This window comes from Pseudoduganella sp. SL102 (assembly GCF_027856995.1).
GTDB lineage: Bacteria > Pseudomonadota > Gammaproteobacteria > Burkholderiales > Burkholderiaceae_D > Rugamonas > Rugamonas albidiflava.
Map to the genome: position 1 here is coordinate 7,312,272 of NZ_CP115554.1, position 16,083 is coordinate 7,328,354.

General features: G+C 64.8%; 17 protein-coding genes. 10 read left to right on the forward strand and 7 right to left on the reverse strand.

Annotated features, from left to right (window positions below; all coding sequences use genetic code 11):
* Positions 1 to 7: 7 nt before the first annotated feature.
* Together OU994_RS31070 and OU994_RS31680 are read right to left on the reverse strand one after the other, a co-directional pair.
* Positions 8 to 1,897: a ferrous iron transporter B gene (locus tag OU994_RS31070; RefSeq protein WP_281609039.1), complete on the reverse strand. Its 1,890-nt coding sequence runs from the start codon at positions 1,895 to 1,897 to the stop codon at positions 8 to 10.
* A 19-nt stretch (positions 1,898 to 1,916) separates the two neighbouring features.
* Positions 1,917 to 2,504, reverse strand: a complete 588-nt coding sequence (locus OU994_RS31680; RefSeq protein ID WP_307731777.1) for a FeoA family protein — start codon at positions 2,502 to 2,504, stop codon at positions 1,917 to 1,919.
* Between OU994_RS31680 and OU994_RS31080 the strand changes: the two genes are divergently transcribed.
* Both OU994_RS31080 and OU994_RS31085 read left to right on the forward strand, forming a co-directional pair.
* Entirely contained in the window at positions 2,491 to 2,700 is a 210-nt protein-coding gene (locus OU994_RS31080) for a bacterioferritin-associated ferredoxin (protein ID WP_131143586.1), read from the forward strand. The genes OU994_RS31680 and OU994_RS31080 overlap by 14 nt on opposite strands.
* An 8-nt stretch (positions 2,701 to 2,708) precedes the next feature.
* On the forward strand, positions 2,709 to 3,473 hold the full coding sequence (locus tag OU994_RS31085; protein WP_131143585.1) for an energy transducer TonB: 765 nt from the start codon (positions 2,709 to 2,711) through the stop codon (positions 3,471 to 3,473).
* Positions 3,474 to 3,643: 170 nt separating this feature from the next.
* Here the strand turns inward: OU994_RS31085 and OU994_RS31090 are convergent, their stop codons facing one another.
* The gene (locus OU994_RS31090; protein WP_281609040.1) at positions 3,644 to 4,324 is read right to left on the reverse strand and encodes a Fe2+-dependent dioxygenase; all 681 of its coding nucleotides are present in this window, start codon (positions 4,322 to 4,324) and stop codon (positions 3,644 to 3,646) included.
* Positions 4,325 to 4,334: 10 nt separating this feature from the next.
* On the reverse strand, positions 4,335 to 6,650 hold the full coding sequence (locus tag OU994_RS31095; protein ID WP_281609041.1) for a TonB-dependent siderophore receptor: 2,316 nt from the start codon (positions 6,648 to 6,650) through the stop codon (positions 4,335 to 4,337).
* A gap of 169 nt (positions 6,651 to 6,819) precedes the next feature.
* On the opposite strand from OU994_RS31095, the gene bfr reads away from it, so the two are divergent.
* Positions 6,820 to 7,305, forward strand: a complete 486-nt coding sequence (gene bfr, locus OU994_RS31100; RefSeq protein ID WP_131143582.1) for a bacterioferritin — start codon at positions 6,820 to 6,822, stop codon at positions 7,303 to 7,305.
* 135 nt (positions 7,306 to 7,440) lie between these two features.
* Here the strand turns inward: bfr and OU994_RS31105 are convergent, their stop codons facing one another.
* Entirely contained in the window at positions 7,441 to 8,385 is a 945-nt protein-coding gene (locus OU994_RS31105; protein ID WP_281609042.1) for a PfkB family carbohydrate kinase, read from the reverse strand.
* A gap of 62 nt (positions 8,386 to 8,447) precedes the next feature.
* Complete coding sequence (locus OU994_RS31110) at positions 8,448 to 9,059, reverse strand: glutathione S-transferase family protein (RefSeq protein WP_131143580.1); 612 nt, start codon at positions 9,057 to 9,059, stop codon at positions 8,448 to 8,450.
* A 150-nt stretch (positions 9,060 to 9,209) separates the two neighbouring features.
* Between OU994_RS31110 and purB the strand changes: the two genes are divergently transcribed.
* From purB to OU994_RS31145, 7 genes are all read left to right on the forward strand, one after another.
* The gene (gene purB, locus OU994_RS31115; protein ID WP_281609043.1) at positions 9,210 to 10,583 is read left to right on the forward strand and encodes an adenylosuccinate lyase; all 1,374 of its coding nucleotides are present in this window, start codon (positions 9,210 to 9,212) and stop codon (positions 10,581 to 10,583) included.
* Positions 10,584 to 10,764: 181 nt separating this feature from the next.
* Complete coding sequence (locus tag OU994_RS31120; protein WP_281609044.1) at positions 10,765 to 11,289, forward strand: cytochrome b; 525 nt, start codon at positions 10,765 to 10,767, stop codon at positions 11,287 to 11,289.
* Between the two features lie 18 nt (positions 11,290 to 11,307).
* Positions 11,308 to 11,862, forward strand: coding sequence for a YceI family protein (locus OU994_RS31125; RefSeq protein WP_281609045.1), 555 nt, complete (start codon positions 11,308 to 11,310; stop codon positions 11,860 to 11,862).
* A 97-nt stretch (positions 11,863 to 11,959) separates the two neighbouring features.
* Positions 11,960 to 12,520, forward strand: coding sequence for a YceI family protein (locus OU994_RS31130; protein WP_281609046.1), 561 nt, complete (start codon positions 11,960 to 11,962; stop codon positions 12,518 to 12,520).
* Positions 12,521 to 12,734: 214 nt separating this feature from the next.
* On the forward strand, positions 12,735 to 12,944 hold the full coding sequence (locus tag OU994_RS31135) for a helix-turn-helix domain-containing protein (protein ID WP_131143575.1): 210 nt from the start codon (positions 12,735 to 12,737) through the stop codon (positions 12,942 to 12,944).
* An 11-nt stretch (positions 12,945 to 12,955) separates the two neighbouring features.
* Positions 12,956 to 13,471, forward strand: coding sequence for a Clp protease N-terminal domain-containing protein (locus OU994_RS31140; RefSeq protein WP_281609047.1), 516 nt, complete (start codon positions 12,956 to 12,958; stop codon positions 13,469 to 13,471).
* 156 nt (positions 13,472 to 13,627) lie between these two features.
* Positions 13,628 to 14,674, forward strand: coding sequence for an acyltransferase (locus OU994_RS31145; RefSeq protein ID WP_281609048.1), 1,047 nt, complete (start codon positions 13,628 to 13,630; stop codon positions 14,672 to 14,674).
* A 95-nt stretch (positions 14,675 to 14,769) separates the two neighbouring features.
* On the opposite strand, the gene OU994_RS31150 is transcribed toward OU994_RS31145, so the two are convergent.
* Positions 14,770 to 15,906 carry a hypothetical protein gene (locus OU994_RS31150; RefSeq protein ID WP_131143572.1) on the reverse strand — a complete coding sequence of 379 codons (1,137 nt, stop codon included), beginning with the start codon at positions 15,904 to 15,906 and terminating at the stop codon, positions 14,770 to 14,772.
* Between the last annotated feature and the right edge of the window lie 177 nt (positions 15,907 to 16,083).

Genomic DNA, 16,083 nt, shown 5'->3' on the forward strand with positions numbered 1-16,083 from the left:
GAACTCCTCATGCCCCCATCAGGCGGGCGGTCTGGTAAACGATGAACGAAGCGGCGTAGGCCAGGCCGAACATGTAGCCGGCCATCATCAGCGCATAGCGGGTGTGGCCCGTTTCGCGCTTGACCACCGACAGCGTGGCCAGGCACTGCGGCGCGTACACATACCACGTCAGCAGCGACAGCGCGGTGGCCATCGACCACGTGCTGGCCAGCAGCGGCGCCAGCGCCGTGGCGACTTCGTCGCCGGTCTGGGACAGCGCATACACGGTGCCCAGCGCGCCCACGGCCACTTCGCGCGCGGCCATGCCCGGCACCAGCGCGATGCAGATCTGCCAGTTGAAGCCGATCGGCGCGAAGACGAATTCCAGCGCGCGCCCGATCATGCCGGCCACGCTGTAGTAGATCGGCGGCTGGGTGGCGCCTTCCGGCGCGCCGGGGAAGCTCGACAGCGCCCACAGCAGGATCGTCAGCGTCAGGATCAGCGTACCCACGCGCAGCAGGAAGATCTTGGCGCGTTCCCACAGGCCGATGGCCAGGTTGCGCAGGTTCGGCAGGTGGTAGTTCGGCAGTTCCATCATCAGCGCATGCTTGCGCTGGGCGCCCATGGTGCGCTTCATGACCCACGCCACCGCCATGCCCGAGACGATGCCGGCGAAGTACAGCACGAACAGCACCAGGCCTTGCAGGTTGAACAGGCCGGCCACTTCGCGGTCCGGGATGAAGGCGGCGATCAGCAGCGCATACACGGGCAGGCGCGCCGAGCAGGTCATCAGCGGTGCGATCATGATCGTCACCAGCCGGTCGCGCGGGTTCTGGATCGTGCGCGCGGCCATCACGCCGGGGATCGCGCAGGCGAACGACGACAGCAGCGGAATGAAGGCGCGGCCCGACAGGCCCACGCCGCCCATCAGCCGGTCGAGCAGGAAAGCCGCGCGCGGCAGGTAGCCGCAATCCTCCAGCACGAGGATGAAGAAGAACAGGATCAGGATCTGCGGCAGGAACACGATCACGCCGCCGACGCCGGCGATGACGCCATCGACCAGCAGGCTGCGCAGCACGCCTTCGGCCATCACGCCCTGCACGGCTTCGCCGACGGCGCCGAAGAAGCCTTCGATCATGCCCATCGGTGCCTCGGCCCAGCTGAACACGGCCTGGAAGATCAGGAACATCAGCACGGCCAGGATGACCGGGCCGGCGAACGGGTTCAGTACCACGTTGTCGATCTTGTCCGTGCTGCTGTCGCTGCCCTGGATATTGTTGGTGGCCACGGAAAGGATGCGGCGCACTTCGCGCTGGGTATCCTCGACCGATACCGCCTCGATGGCGGCCAGCGGCCGCGCCTTCGTGGCGGGCACGGGCCCCAGTTCATCCAGCGCGCGCAGCAGCGACTTCTCGCCGCCGCCCTGCACCGCCACCGTCTCGACGACGGTCATGCCCAGTTCCCGCGCCAGCTTTTCGGCATCGATCGTGACGCCGCGGCGCCGTGCCACGTCCATCATGTTCAGGCACAGGATCATGGGCAGGCCGAGGCGCTGCACTTCCAGCACCAGCCGCAGGTTCAGGCGCAGGTTGGTGGCATCGACCACGCACACCACCAGGTCGGGTGGCGTTTCGCCGGCGCGCAGGCCGGCCACCACGTCGCGCGTGATTTCCTCATCGGGCGTCTGCGCCTTCAGGCTGTACGCGCCCGGCAGGTCGAGCACGCGGAAGGCATGCCCTTCGGGGGACGTGAAATGCCCTTCCTTGCGGTCGATCGTCACGCCCGCGTAGTTCGCCACCTTCTGGCGCGCGCCCGTCAGGCGGTTGAACAGCGCCGTCTTGCCGCAGTTCGGATTGCCCAGCAAAGCAATCATCGGCGCACGGCTCACGGCCTGCGCCACTTTCTCGGTAACACCCATGCTATCTAGAACCTCGTAATCAGAGCTGCACTGCGGCGGGCTGTACTGCGTCGGGCTGGACTGAGTCGGGCTGGACCGCAACCAGGGCCGCTTCGAAGCGGCGCAACGCAAAGGTCGAGTTGCCGACCCGGACCGCCAGCGGCTCGCCGCCCGGCATGCCGCGCTTGAGCATGCGGATTTTTTCGCCGGGCACGAAGCCCAGTTCCATCAGGCGGCGCGCGAGGTCGGCGCCATCCTCGTGATCGGCCGGATTCCCCGGCGCGACGCGCACCACCGTGCCACTTTTCCCGGTCGCCAGCGCGTCCAGATTGATCGGGGAGGGGGCAGAAGTCATGGCAGTTCTCTGAGGAAAATCAATCTGTTCATTATAGAGGCTAATGCGAATGGTTTGTATTTGCAGGTAACGCTTGCATTGTACGCGGTGTTGCGGCAAAATAGGAAACGTAATGATAATGATTCTCATTAAGAAGACGGCAAGATTGGCAGAGTAACCACCCATCGATAGCGACGGGTTCCCGGCCCCTCTTTTTGCCCCCTTTCTTGATGAGACCGCCGTGGGGCGGTTTCCGTCAAACCAGCCAGAAGGTGTTTCAATGATCGTCTGCATCTGCAACAACATCTCCGATCGCGAAATCCGTCAAGCCATCGACCTTGGTATCAGCACCATGGACGGGCTGCGCGAGGCACTGGGTGTTTCCACGTGCTGCGGGAATTGCCTGGACTATGCCGTTGAAGTGCTGAATGAACACGTGGCCGCGCCGCTCCAGGAAACGGTTCTGAAGCGCCCCACCCTCACTACCTGAGGAATACCATGCAAACCCTGCCCGGCCTTTCCCGGCCAGGCGTGCCGCCGCTCGGGCTGGATTTTCAGAGCCCGCGCCGGCCTACGTCCACTCCGCCTGCCGCGGCGATCGCGGCACCCCAGGACTTCACTCTCGGCAGCAGCCGTAACAGGTCCGGCAAGATCGCCATCATCGTCGCCCTGCACCTGGCCGGTTTCTGGGCCATGCAGAATGGCATGGTGATGGATGCGGTGAAGAAGATGCCGCAGATCGTCGACGTGACCTTCGTCGCACCACCCGCCCCGCCGGCACCGCCCGCGCCGCCGAAGGTGGTCGAAGTGGCCATCAAGCCGCCGCCCGTGTTCACGCCGGTGATTCCGCAGCTGCCGATCGTCATCGAAAACACGATCACCGTGCCGCCGGCACCGGTGAAGCCCGCCGAAGCCGCGCCGACCGTGGCCGCCGCGCCCGCGCCACCCGCGCCGCCGGTAGCGGCGCCGCCGGCTCCCGCCGCGCCGAAGCTGGTCACGGGCGTGGAATACGTCAGGCCGCCGCAGGTGATCTACCCATCGATCTCCAGGCGCCTGGGCGAAACGGGTGTCGTCACGCTGCGCGTGCTGGTCGGCGAGAAAGGCAACCCGGAACAGGTGACGGTGCAGAAAACGTCCGGTTCCGCCAACCTCGACGAAGCCGGCCGCCAGGCTGCGCTGCGCAGCCTGTTCAAGCCTTACATGGAAGATGGCAAGGCGGTGCCGGTGTATGTGCTGGTGCCGATCAACTTCAAGCTGTCGTAAGCGTTCGAGCGATGAAAAAAGGGGACAGGCCGCAGGCCTGTCCCCTTTTTGCTTTCTGGCTGGCGTCGGCCCCTGATGTCCAGCCACCTGCACCGCCGCATCGGGAAAAAACCGGTGTCTGGCACTTTTCCTGATGAAGCGCCCAGGAATAATGTCCGACACCAGCTGCTCTATGTCTCCGCCCACATCCGCAACAGGTTGTGATAGTGCCCGGTCAGCCCGACGGTGGCGGCGCTGTCGCCATGGGCGGCGCGCAGGGCCTGGATGTTCTGGTCCAGCTCGAACAGCATGGTGCGTTTCCAGTCGTCGCGCACCATGCTTTGCGTCCACAGGAACGAGGCCAGCCGTTCGCCGCGGGTCACCGGTTCCACGCGGTGCACGGTGGTCGACGGATACAGGATCGCATCGCCGGCCGGCAGCTTGACCTCGTGCGTGCCATACGCATCCGTGACGACCAGCTCGCCGCCATCGTACTCATCGGGATCGGACAGGAAGACCGTGGTCGACACGTCCGCCCGCAGGGGCGCCGCACCGGGCGACGCCACGCGGATGGCGCCGTCGATATGGTCGCCATACGTTTCGCCGCCGGCATAGCCGTTGAAGTACGGCGGCAGGATCCGCAGCGGCAAGGCCGCCGCGAAGAACAGCGGATTGGCCGTCAGGGCGCGGGCAACGATATTGCCCAGCTCGACGGCCAGCGGACCACCTTCCGCCAGCTGGCGGTTGCGCTTGACTGCAGCCCCCTGCGAGCCGACGCTGGCGCGCCCGTCGATCCAGTCGGCCTGCGCGAGGCGGTCGCGGAACTGTCGGACTTGCTCGGGCGTCAGCACGCCGGGGATGTGCAGTATCACGCCGCTATCCTCAGTACTTGAAACTGGCGGTCAGCGACGCGCTGCGGCCGGCCCCCACGCCCGCATAGTGCGGCGACGAGACCTTGTCGAAGTACAGCTTGTCCGACAGGTTCTGCACATTCAGCTGCAGGCTGATGTTCGGGTTGAGGATGTAGTTCGCCATCGCGTCGAAGCGGGTATAGCCCGGCGCCCACTTGTTGTTGTTGACGTTGGCGTACACCTTCGACATCGAGGTCAGGCCGCCGCCCACCGTCAGGTTCGGCAGCACCTTGTAGGTGGTCCACAGCGAGGCGCTGTGCTTCGGCGTGGTCGGGAACACGTTGCCGTTGAACGGCGACGGGACCCACACGGCCGGCGCACCGTTCGGCGCCGTGTTCGTGAAGCCGTTGTCGTCGACGCGGCCATCGAGCCACGTATAGCCGCCGAACACCTGCCAGGCATTGGTGATGCTGCCCGAAGCGCCCAGCTCGAAGCCGCGCACGCTCTTCTCGCCGACGTTCTGCGTGGTGCCGTCCGGCGCCGTCACGCGGGCGTTGTTCATGTCGCTCCTGAACAGCGCGGCGGACAGCGACAGGCGGCGCGCCAGCACTTCCCACTTGGTGCCCAGTTCGAAGTTGCGGCTTTCCTGCGGCTTCAGGTACTGGACGGCGACCGACAGGCCATCCAGGCCGTCGCCGGCATCGTTGCCGGGTGGCGTGGACGAGGTGCCGTACGACAGGTACACGCTGCTGTTCGCGGCCGGCTTCCAGACCAGGCCCGCCTGGTAGTTGGTGAACGTGGCGTTGGCCTCGGCATGCACGGCAGGCGTGGTTTTGCCGTTCAGCGTGTATTGCGGTGTATCGAGCACGGAGCGGTAGTCGTCCCAGCGCACGCCCACGTTCAGCAGCCACTGCGGCGTGAACTCGATGGTGTCGATCGCATACACGGCGCGGGTGTTGGTGCGGATGCCCGATTTCGCCGGCGACAGCGCGCGTTCGTAGACCCATGGATCGTTCGCGTTGGCGCCCACCAGCGGCGCGCAGTTGTAGCCCGTTGCCGCGCCGGACGTTGCGCACGTGGTGTTTTTCGTCAGCAGGTTGTCGGTACCCGGCGTGAAGAGGTAGGTGCCGCGGTCGGTGTCCTCGCGAGAGAACTCGATGCCGGTGCTGAAGTTGTGCTTGAGGGTGCCGGTACGGACTTCGCCGGACAGCGCGGTGCTGTTGGCCAGCGTTTCCGTTTCCGTCACGCGCGTATTGGCGCGGCGCCACACGGTGCCGTACAGGACCACGTTGCCCTTCGAATCGTCCGGCTGGGTCCACACGTAATCCTGGCTGGTCTTGCCGTAGCGCGTCACATTGCGCAGCGTGAGGCCGTTGCCGAAGTCGTGCTTGACGTCGACCGTGGCGATATCGGTCTCGGTGTCGCGGAAATCGCGGTTGGTCAGCCCCCAGAAGCTGTCGCGCGGCACGGACAGCGGCGTACCGTTGCCGTTCTTTGCCACGTTGGGGCCGCTGCCGATGGGATTGTTGAACGGGATGCCGGTATCGGGCAGCTCGCTCGATTCCATGTGGTAGTAGGACAGGTTGACCTGGGTCGGGCCCGACAGGCCGAAGCCGATCGTGGGCGCGATGCCCCAGCGGTCGCCGCCCACGGGGCCGCGGCCCGGCACGTCGTTCTCATGGCCCATCACGGACAGGCGGAACGCCGAATCGGTGCCGATCTGGCGGTTGATGTCGGCCGTCACGCGCTTGTAGTTGTCGGTGCCGAAGCCCACGCTGCCGTTGTAGAAGTTGTCCAGCTTGGCCGTCTTGCTGACGATGTTGACGCCGCCGCCGGCCGAGGAACGGCCGCCGTAGGCGGAGTTCGGGCCCTTGACGACTTCGACCTGCTCGATCGCGAACACTTCGCGCGATTGCGAGCCGCTGTCGCGGATGCCGTCGATATACGTGTCGGTCTGGGCGTTGTAGCCGCGGATGAACAGGTTGTCGCCCACCGGGTTGCCGCCTTCGGCCGCGCCCATCGTGATGCCGGGCACCGTGCGCAGCGCATCGGCCAGCGACGTCGCGCCGGTCTGGGCGATCACTTCGCTCGGCACGACGGTCACCGATTTCGGGGTGTCGAGCAGCGGCGCCGTGAACTTGTCGGATGCGGAACGCTGCGGAATCTGGAATTCGTTGTTGGCGGCGCGGCCGGTGACGGTCACTTCCGGCATCTTGCTGTCGCCTTGCTGGGCGACCGGCTCGGCGCTGGCGGCATTGACTTCAGCATGCAGTGCGAGCGGCATCGCCAGGGTGGCGATGGCGGCGAGCGTGGCTGGCGAATGCTTGCGGCTCTTGATGAACGACATGTTTTCCTTATTGTTGCGTTGACATAAAACGTGAATGATAATGGTTTTCATTTGCTTTCGCAACGCCATTTACACCATTTTGACCACGAATGCAAGTGGTTTGCCTTGGGTTTGTAGCTTTTCTGTGGCAGAATGTCACGACTGATAATCACCAAGAAAAGGTTTCCCCATGAAGGGCGATAAAGACGTGATCCGGCTGCTGAATGCACAGCTGACGAACGAGCTCACCGCGATCAACCAGTACTTCCTGCACGCGAAGATGTACCGCCACTGGGGCTTTGCCAAGCTGGCGAAGAAGGAATACGAGGAATCGATCGGCGAGATGAAGCATGCCGACAAGCTGATCGACCGCATCCTGATGCTGGACGGCCTGCCGAACCTGCAGGCGCTGCACAAGCTGCTGATCGGTGAAAACACCCAGGAAATGCTGGAAGCGGACCTGAAGCTGGAACGCGGCGCCCAGGTCACGGTCAAGGAAGGCATTGCCCAGGCGGAAAAAGTGGGCGACTACGTGTCGCGCGACCTGCTGCTGGAAATCCTGGAAGATACCGAGGAACACATCGACTTCCTGGAAACCCAGCTGGACCTGATCGGCAAGGTCGGCATCCAGAACTACCTGCAGACGCAGATGGCGGCCGCCGACGAGGCGCACTGATCTTCACGCCGGCCCGGGCGCCCGCCCCGGCCGGCTTTTACGCTCCCCCGTTCATCCATTCACTGGTTCACGCGTCGACTTGCTCCACGCGTCGACTTGCTCCACGCGCGGATTTGCTCCACGAGTCGACCTGCTTCACGCGTCGACCGATTCGCGCGACCACTCATCGAGCCAGCGGGCGTAGCACGACAGGTCCTGCGGCACCGCGCCCGCATAGCCGCAGGAAGCCGCCGCGAACGCGTTCGCGCGCGCCAGGGTCCGTTCCATCGTCCAGCCGCGCAGCCGGCCCAGCAGGAACACCGCATTGAACGCATCACCCGCCCCCACCGAATCGACGAAGCAATCGCTGCTGCCCGTGCCATGGTCGGCCAGGTGCGCGCCATCGGCGGACAGGTACAGCGCGCCGCGCGCGCCCATCGTGACCACCAGCGCGGACAGCGAGAAGTTGTGCATCATCGCGCGGCACTCGGTATCGACCGAGATGCATTCCATGTTGACCGTGTCCGGGCAGGTGTGGCAGTACCACTTGAACAGCTGCTGCAGCTCTTCTTCGTTGACCTTGACGATATCGGCCTGCTGCAGCGAATCGAACACGATGGCTTCGTCCACGTGGCCGGCGCGCAGGTTCAGGTCGAGGAAGCGTACCGCTTCGGTCTGCTCCAGCAAGCCGTGGAGGGCGGCACGCGACACCGGGTCGCGCTGCGCCAGCGTGCCGAAACAGAAGATGCCGGGACGGGCCGCCTGCACGGCGGCCAGCGCGGCAACGCCGTCGATGCGGTCATAGGCCTGGTCGGGCATGATCGTGAAGCGGTGGCTGCCGTCGGACCCCACTTCCACGCGCACGCTGCCGGTCGGCTCGCCGGTACCCGTCTGCAGGCCCGCGCCGGACATGCCGTAGCGCGTGAATTCGTTGCGGATCAGGGCGCCGTTGTCGTCCGTGCCGATCCGGGTGACCATCGTGACGGGCAGGCCGAAGCCGGCCAGGTGCCGGGCGAGGTTGAACGGCGCGCCGCCGATCACCCGCCGGGTGCTGAAATCGTCCACCAGTGCTTCGCCGAAAACCGCTACAGATTGTTCCATGGCCGCCCCGCTTGATCGTGACGCCACAGTGTAGCGCAATGGTTACGGGGCAGCTCGCGCGGTTACGCCTGCGGCACCGTATCCCGGAACGAAGCCCGCTCGTGCAGCTTGTCGTGCAGCCGCGCCAGGTTCGGATGCGGGGTGCGCCAGTCGATCTCGGGGAAGCGCAGGTCGAACCAGCCGAGCGCGCAGCCCACGGCCACGTCCGCCAGCGAATAATGGGTGCCGGTGCACCACGGCGAATCGCCGAGACGGTCGGACAGCGAAGCCAGGCCGCGCGTGACCTTCAGCAGGTGCCGGTCGATGAAGGGGGCGCTCTGCAACTCGGGCGGGCGCTGCGTGCGCTCGAGGCGCACCACCACGCCGGCATCGATCACGCCATCGGCCAGGGCTTCCCAGTTCTTCACGTCCGCCCGTTCGCGGCCATTCGGCGGCAGCAGCTTGCACACCGGCGTCAGGGTATCGAGGTATTCGGCGATCACGCGCGAGTCGTACATCACGTAACCGTCTTCCATGACCAGGCAGGGCACCTTGCCGAGGGGGTTGACGAGATGGATGCCGGTATCCGGGCCCCACACGTTTTCCAGCTGGATCTGGTAATCGAGCTTTTTTTCCGCGAGCACGACGCGCACCTTGCGCACATAGGGACTGGCGAGCGAACCGATCAGTTTCATGGGAAAGTACCGGGTGGGAGTGTGACCCAGTATAACATTGCGCCCAGCGGTTCTGTGACCAACCCGGTGGCTTCCCGGCGCCGCGGCGCGTGATCAAAACGCGGGCACGGCGATGGTAAAATCGCTGTTTTTCCTGCCTCCCTCTTCACCATGACCACTCCATACTCCACGCTGTCGGCCCTCTCCCCGCTGGATGGGCGCTATGCGTCCAAGACCGACAAGCTGCGCCCCATCCTGTCCGAAGCCGGCTTCATGCACCACCGCGTGAAGGTCGAGATCGCGTGGCTGCAGGCGCTGTCGCAGGCCGGTTTTGCCGAGATCCAGCCCTTCCCGGCACAGGCCACGGCGCTGCTCGACAAGCTGGCCGCCGACTTCTCGGAAACCGACGCGGCGCGCATCAAGGAAATCGAAGCCGTCACGAACCATGACGTGAAGGCTGTCGAGTACTGGCTGAAGGAGCAGGTGAAGGACGTGCCGGAACTGGTGGCCGCTTCCGAATTCATCCACTTCGCCTGCACCTCGGAAGACATCAACAACACGTCGCACGGCATGATGCTGAAGGCCGCGCGCGATGGCGTGATGGTGCCGGCCCTGAACGGCGTGATCGCCCGGCTGAAGGAAATCGCTCACGTGAATGCCGAGGTGCCGATGCTGTCGCGCACGCACGGCCAGACGGCCAGCCCGACCACGCTGGGCAAGGAATTCGCCAACGTGGTGGCCCGCCTGGAGCGCGCCGTCGAGCGTATCGCCGGCGTGGAAATCCTCGGCAAGATGAATGGCGCCGTCGGCAACTACAACGCCCACCTGTCCGCCTACCCGTCGTTCGACTGGCCGGCGTTCTCGAAGAACGTGATCGAACAGCGCCTGGGCCTGGCGTTCAACCCGTACACGATCCAGATCGAGCCGCACGACTACATGGCCGAACTGTTCGACGCCTTCGCCCGTGCCAACACGATCCTGCTGGACCTGAACCGCGATATCTGGACCTACGTATCGCTGGGCTACTTCAAGCAGAAGCTGAAGGCCGGCGAGATCGGTTCCTCGACCATGCCGCACAAGGTCAACCCGATCGACTTCGAGAACTCGGAAGGCAACCTGGGCCTGGCCAACGCCGTGCTGAAGCACCTGTCGGAAAAACTGCCGGTCTCGCGCATGCAGCGCGACCTGACCGATTCGACGGTGCTCCGCAATATCGGCGTGGGCCTGGGCTACACGCTGCTGGCCTATGACAGCTGCCTGCGCGGCCTGAACAAGCTGGAAGTGAACCCGGCGCGCCTGGCGGCCGACCTGGACGCGAGCTGGGAAGTGCTGGCCGAGCCGGTGCAGACCGTGATGCGCCGCTACGGCATCGAGAACCCGTACGAACAGCTGAAGGAACTCACGCGCGGCAAGGGCATCACCCGGGAAGCGCTGCAGGAATTCATTGGCAAGCTGGCCATTCCGCAGGAAGCAAAGGACCTGCTGCTGGCGATGACGCCGGCCAATTACACGGGGATCGCGGCGCAGCTGGCCAAGGCGATCTAAAACCAGGGCAGGCCTGCTGGATTCTTTGCTTTTAAGGATCCTCTCACCATCGGCCCCTATGACGGCAGCTCCTTATCCTGTAGGGTAAGGGCTGCCGTTTTTGCTCGTCAGCAGAGTTTTCGTTTCTTTGCTACAGTGACGCATCGTTAGTTCTAATACGTACTAAATAAGAGGATGCCTGATGGAACGCTACACGAGGACCGCGATGGCGCTGCACTGGCTGATCGCGCTGCTGATCATCGCCGCCTTCACGATGGGGCTGGTGATGGTCGACATCCCCGGCTTCACGCCCACCAAGCTGAAATACTATTCGTGGCATAAATGGCTGGGCGTAACCGTGCTGGCCCTGGCCGCGCTGCGCCTGCTGTGGCGCCACCGGAACCGCCCGCCGGCCCATGCTGCCGGCATGGTGCCTTGGCAGTCGAAAGCCGCGGACGTGACCCATATCCTGCTGTACGTGCTGATGTTCGCCGTGCCCCTGTCCGGCTACCTGTACACCACGGCGGCCGGCGTGCCGGTGGTCTACCTGGGCCTGTGGCAGGTGCCCGCCGCGTTCGAGGCCGATACCGCGCTGAAGGCCGCGCTGAAGCCCGTCCACTACTGGCTGACCATGGCCATGGCGGCGCTTGTCGCGATGCACGTGGCGGCCGCGCTGAAACACCATTTCATCGATCGGGACGATGTCCTGAAACGCATGCTTCCCTAAACCTTCGGAGCCCCATTCATGAAGACGTATTTCCAACCGATCCTGCTCGCTTCCCTGGTCGCCGTGTCGCTGACGGCCGGCGCCGCCGTGCTGAAGACCGATCCGGCCAAGAGCACCGTGTCCGCCACCTTCAAGCAGATGAACGTGCCGGTCGAATCGAAGTTCAAGAAGCACAGCGTGGTCATCGACTACGACGCCGCGAAACCGGACGCGTCGAAGGCCACCGTCGAGGTGGACACCGCCAGCCTGGACATGGGCGACCCCGAGTACAACCGTGAAGTGGCGAAGAAGGAATGGTTCAACTCGGCCCAGTTCCCGAAAGCCACCTTCGTCTCCACGTCGATCAAGAGCGCCGGTGCCGGCAAGCTGAACGTGAGCGGCAAGCTGACGATCAAGGGCAAGGCGGCCGACGTCACCTTCCCCGTCACCGTGAAGACCGAAGGCGGCAAGCAGGTGTTCGACGGCGCGGTGCCGATCAAGCGCCTCACCTACAACATCGGCGAAGGCGAGTGGAAGGACACCAGCATGGTGGCCGATGAAGTGACGATCAAGTTCCACGTCGTTTCACAGTAATCCCGCAGTAATCCGCAGTAATCCAGCAGTAAGCTCGCAGTAATCGTCCAATAAGCCGTACCGCACCTGCTGCACCTCATCCACCGAAGGAGACCGCATGAAATCCACGCTGTTCGTTGCACTGCTGGCCATGGCCGGCCTGGCCAACGCCGCCACCTACAACATCGACCCGAGCCATACGTACCCCAGCTTCGAGGCGGATCACAAGGGCCTGTCGCTGTGGCGCGGCAAGTTCAACAACACGAAGGGCACGATCACGATGGACCGCGCGGCCAAGACCGGCAGCCTGGACATCACGATCGATACCACGTCGATCGACTTCGGCCACGACAAGATGAACTCGCACGCGAAATCGCCGGACATCTTCAACGTCGAGAAATTCCCGACCGCCACCTATAAAGGCAAGTCGTTCAAGTTCAACGGCGACCAGCTGGTGGGCGTCGATGGCGAACTGACGCTGAACGGCGTGACCAAGCCGGTCGAGCTGAAGGTGGACCGCTTCAAGTGCGTGCAGGACGCGCGGCTGAAGCGCGAAGTGTGCGGCGCCAACGCCACGGCCGAATTCAAGCGCACCGACTTCGGCATCAACTTCGGCACCCCGAACTTCGCGCCGGAAGTGAAGCTGGCGATCCAGGTCGAGGCGATCGCCGCCGAATAAGCCGGCCCGCCTCCCCCGAAGCCCCGCCGCGTGCGGGGTTTTTTGTTGCCTGAAAATCGGTGACTGGCTCCAGTTAATTTGCAACATTTCCCGGAAAATGGTGCCTGTCACCGATTTATCTGCAACATTTCCCGGAAAATGGTGCCTGTCACCGATTTTCCTCCCATCGTCATCTTTTGTTGACGCCATCGAAATCGTCAACTAAGATTGACGCATGATCGATACCCAATCCCTCCCCCGTCCCGACGATCCCGCCGAAGCGCTGGCGGCGGTCGTGGCCCTGCGCCTGGCCGCGGACAAGCTCGAACGCCAGGCCGTGGCGGCCGCCATCGCCCAGGGCTGGTCGTGGAGCCAGGTGGCCGATGCGCTGGGCGTATCCAAGCAGGCGGCGCACAAGCGCCTTGCGCCCTTGATTCAATCCTAGAAAGGAACCTCATGCTGCAGCGTCTGAAACAGCGCATCGCCGACATGCGCACCATCAAAACCCTCAGCGAGGGAGCCGAACGGCATGCCAATGCGATGGGCGAACGCGAGCCCGGCCCCGAGCACTTCCTGCTGGCGGCGCTCGACCTGCCCGATGGACTCGCCCAGCGCGCCTTTGTACGCGCCGGTGCCGATCCTGCCCGGCTGCGCGCCGGCATCGCGGCTGCCCATGGCGCCGCGCTGGCGGCTGCCGGCGCCGACCCGGCCTTGCTGGCCGGCGAGGCGCCGGTGCCACCGGGAACCGGCGCTTACCGTGCAAAAGGGTCGATGGAAACGGTGATGCGGTCGCTGGCCGACTGGCCGCGCGCGGCGGGTGAACCGCTGACGGGGGCGCATGTGGCGGCCGTGGTCGCCTCCAGCACGCAAGGCACGGCGGCGCGGGCGCTGAAGGCGATCGGTATCGATGCGGCAATGCTGGCGGCCGCCGCCCGCGCCGAACTCGACGAAGCGGCGCGCCGGGTGGCGTAACAGACCCGATTTGCCCCGATGTGTTGTGCGGGCAGCGTGTATCTGTTGTTCCAGGCTGCCTTTCCCACGGCCGAGCCTTGCTTCCCGCCCGCTGCCGTCGTACATTTTGGTGATAAAAATTGCATAACAATTTGCCAAAACGGGAAAGCCATGGGGATGCGCCATCAAAACAATTTCAACCTGCTGCGCCTGCTGCTAGCGTTGCTCGTGCTGGTGTCGCACGCGCCCGAACTGCAGGATGGCGACCGCCACCGCGAACTGCTCACGCAGCTGTTCCACACGCTGTCGTTCGGCGAACTGGCGGTGGACGGCTTTTTCCTGCTGAGCGGCTACCTGATCGTGCAAAGCTGGGATCTCGATCCCGTGCCCGCCCAGTTCCTGCGCAAGCGCGTGCTGCGCATCTACCCGGGGTTCATCGTCGCCAGCCTGGTGTGCGTCTACATCGTGGCGCCGCTCGGCGCGGATGCCGCAAGCTACTTCAGGGAATTGTCCACCAGTACGGTCGCGCTGTGCCTGGCCGTGCTGCACGGGCCGATCACCCCGCCCGTCTTCGAGGGCCTGCCTGAACCGCAGGTGAACGGCTCGATGTGGACGATCATGCGCGAATTCGCCTGCTACCTGGCGGTCATGCTGCTGGGCGTTGCCGGCGGCATCCGGCGCCGGAGCGTGTGGCTGGCCCTGACCGTGACGGGCTTTGCCGCCTACCTGTATGCATCGTTCGGCCTGCCCCTGCCCTTCGCGCCGCTGGGCCTGCTGCTGAACGATCCGATCGTTCGGCTGGGTTCGCTGTTCTTTGCCGGTGGCTGCTTCTACCTGTACCGGGATTGCTACCGCTTCACCCGCCGCGGCGCGCTGCTGTCCGCCGTGGCGCTGCTGGCATTGATGTTTTCGCGCCGCTATGCGGAACTGGGGCTGGCCATGTTCGGCGGCTACCTGCTGTTCTACTTTGCCTTCCGCCCCATGTGGCTGACCGAAGCCTTCAACAAGCTGCCGGACATTTCCTATGGGGTCTACCTGTACGGCTGGCCGGTGCAGACACTGCTGGTGGCCTACCTGCCGCTCGGTTCGCCCTGGCTGAAGCTGGTGCTGGCGTGCCTGATCATCCTGCCGGTGAGCGTGCTGAGCTGCTATCTCGTGGAACAACCGTTGTTGAGGCTGAAGAACGCGCGGCGCCGGGTGACGGCCGCCAGCGCGGGCACCTGAAAAAAAAGGCCGGGAAATTCCCGGCCTTTTCATTCGGCGTGCCCCGATCGGGCTCACGCCGTCAGCATCTCATGTCGACGACTTATCCAACCTCTTTATTTGCCGTCTTTATCCCAGTCGCCCGGCAGCTTGCGCTCCACGCGATCCCAGGCCGAGCGGGTGGCGCTCTTCGCTTCGTTCCACGACAGGCGGGAACTGCCCTTGCTGCGTTCCCACTCGTTTTGCAGGTTCGCCTCGTTGGTGTTCCAGTCGCCCCGGTAGTTGGCGCGGCCGTTGTAGCCCAGCGAATAAGCCGGATCGTAGTCGTTGAACTGGTACGCCGGGTTGTAGTAGGACTCGTTGCGGTGCTGCTGTTCCCAGTAGGTTTTTTCCTCGGCCGGATTGACCAGGCCGCCGACACCCTTGCCGGTCATGCCGCCGGCCAGTGCGCCGATGGCGCCGCCCGCTGCCATGCCGACCGGACCGGCCGCCGCACCCAGCGCCATGCCGGCCATCGCACCGCCGCCGGCGCCCACGCCGGTCGCCAGGTGGTGGTCGCTCAGGTCGTCGCCCGATTTCGGATTCACCACTTCGGCCGCGCCCTTGCCAGCCAGGCCGCCGGCGATACCGCCGACCACGGCACCCGCCGCCATGCCGATCGGGCCGCCAGGCGTGCCGGCCGCCAGGCCAGCCGCCGCGCCGCCCGCCGCACCGAGGCCGGTGCCGATCACGTGCTGGCCAGCACTGTCTTTCCAGCTCGATTCGATATGTGCGGCATCCTCATCCGAGCGGGCGTTCACGCCCATCACGATGCCGCCCTGTTTCAGGCCTTCTTCATAGTGCTGCACGCGCTCTTCCGGAATGCCGGCACCGATCAGCGCGCCCAGCAGGCCGCCGGTCAGGCCGCCGGCACCCGCGCCGGCCAGCGCCGCCGCCAGCGGACCGGCCACCACCACGCCCAGGCCCGGCAGCACCAGCGTGGTACCCACCGCGGCCACGGCCGCCAGTGCGGCACCGATCGCGCCGCCCACGCCGGCACCGATGCCCGCGCCTTCGGCAGCTTTGCTGCCCAGCTCGGTTTCAACCTGCTCGCCGCCGCTGAAGTAGCGCTTGCGGGTGTCATCGGACATCAGCACATTGATATCGTCCTTGCTGTAGCCACGCGAGGTGGCATGGTGATAGGCGCGCTCCGCGCTTTCGCGGTCGTTGAACAGACCAGTGACAAGGCGGGAATTCTGGTTCGTCTGGCTCATGTGAGTCTCCTTTGTGTAGGTCGATTGACGATGCCACGATAGGCTTTTCGACAACACTTCTCTGTACGTTTGCGCACCAAGACAAGCTTTGCCTCCAACCGCGCCGGGAGCGTACGCTGGCGCACGGACTGCGAACATCGCCCGCCCTTACACTTTTTATCACGGCAGGGCTGGAAC

Bases quoted from the DNA above. Each gene is read 5' to 3' on its own strand.
- OU994_RS31150 (WP_131143572.1), bottom strand. From the start codon at position 15,906: ATGAGCCAGACGAACCAGAATTCCCGCCTTGTCACTGGTCTGTTCAAC.
- OU994_RS31095 (WP_281609041.1), bottom strand. From the start codon at position 6,650: ATGTCGTTCATCAAGAGCCGCAAGCATTCGCCAGCCACGCTCGCCGCC.
- purB (WP_281609043.1), top strand. From the start codon at position 9,210: ATGACCACTCCATACTCCACGCTGTCGGCCCTCTCCCCGCTGGATGGG.
- OU994_RS31135 (WP_131143575.1), top strand. From the start codon at position 12,735: ATGATCGATACCCAATCCCTCCCCCGTCCCGACGATCCCGCCGAAGCG.
- bfr (WP_131143582.1), top strand. From the start codon at position 6,820: ATGAAGGGCGATAAAGACGTGATCCGGCTGCTGAATGCACAGCTGACG.
- OU994_RS31130 (WP_281609046.1), top strand. From the start codon at position 11,960: ATGAAATCCACGCTGTTCGTTGCACTGCTGGCCATGGCCGGCCTGGCC.
- OU994_RS31080 (WP_131143586.1), top strand. From the start codon at position 2,491: ATGATCGTCTGCATCTGCAACAACATCTCCGATCGCGAAATCCGTCAA.
- OU994_RS31105 (WP_281609042.1), bottom strand. From the start codon at position 8,385: ATGGAACAATCTGTAGCGGTTTTCGGCGAAGCACTGGTGGACGATTTC.
- OU994_RS31125 (WP_281609045.1), top strand. From the start codon at position 11,308: ATGAAGACGTATTTCCAACCGATCCTGCTCGCTTCCCTGGTCGCCGTG.
- OU994_RS31140 (WP_281609047.1), top strand. From the start codon at position 12,956: ATGCTGCAGCGTCTGAAACAGCGCATCGCCGACATGCGCACCATCAAA.
- OU994_RS31110 (WP_131143580.1), bottom strand. From the start codon at position 9,059: ATGAAACTGATCGGTTCGCTCGCCAGTCCCTATGTGCGCAAGGTGCGC.
- OU994_RS31145 (WP_281609048.1), top strand. From the start codon at position 13,628: ATGCGCCATCAAAACAATTTCAACCTGCTGCGCCTGCTGCTAGCGTTG.
- OU994_RS31120 (WP_281609044.1), top strand. From the start codon at position 10,765: ATGGAACGCTACACGAGGACCGCGATGGCGCTGCACTGGCTGATCGCG.
- OU994_RS31680 (WP_307731777.1), bottom strand. From the start codon at position 2,504: ATGCAGACGATCATTGAAACACCTTCTGGCTGGTTTGACGGAAACCGC.
- OU994_RS31085 (WP_131143585.1), top strand. From the start codon at position 2,709: ATGCAAACCCTGCCCGGCCTTTCCCGGCCAGGCGTGCCGCCGCTCGGG.
- OU994_RS31070 (WP_281609039.1), bottom strand. From the start codon at position 1,897: ATGGGTGTTACCGAGAAAGTGGCGCAGGCCGTGAGCCGTGCGCCGATG.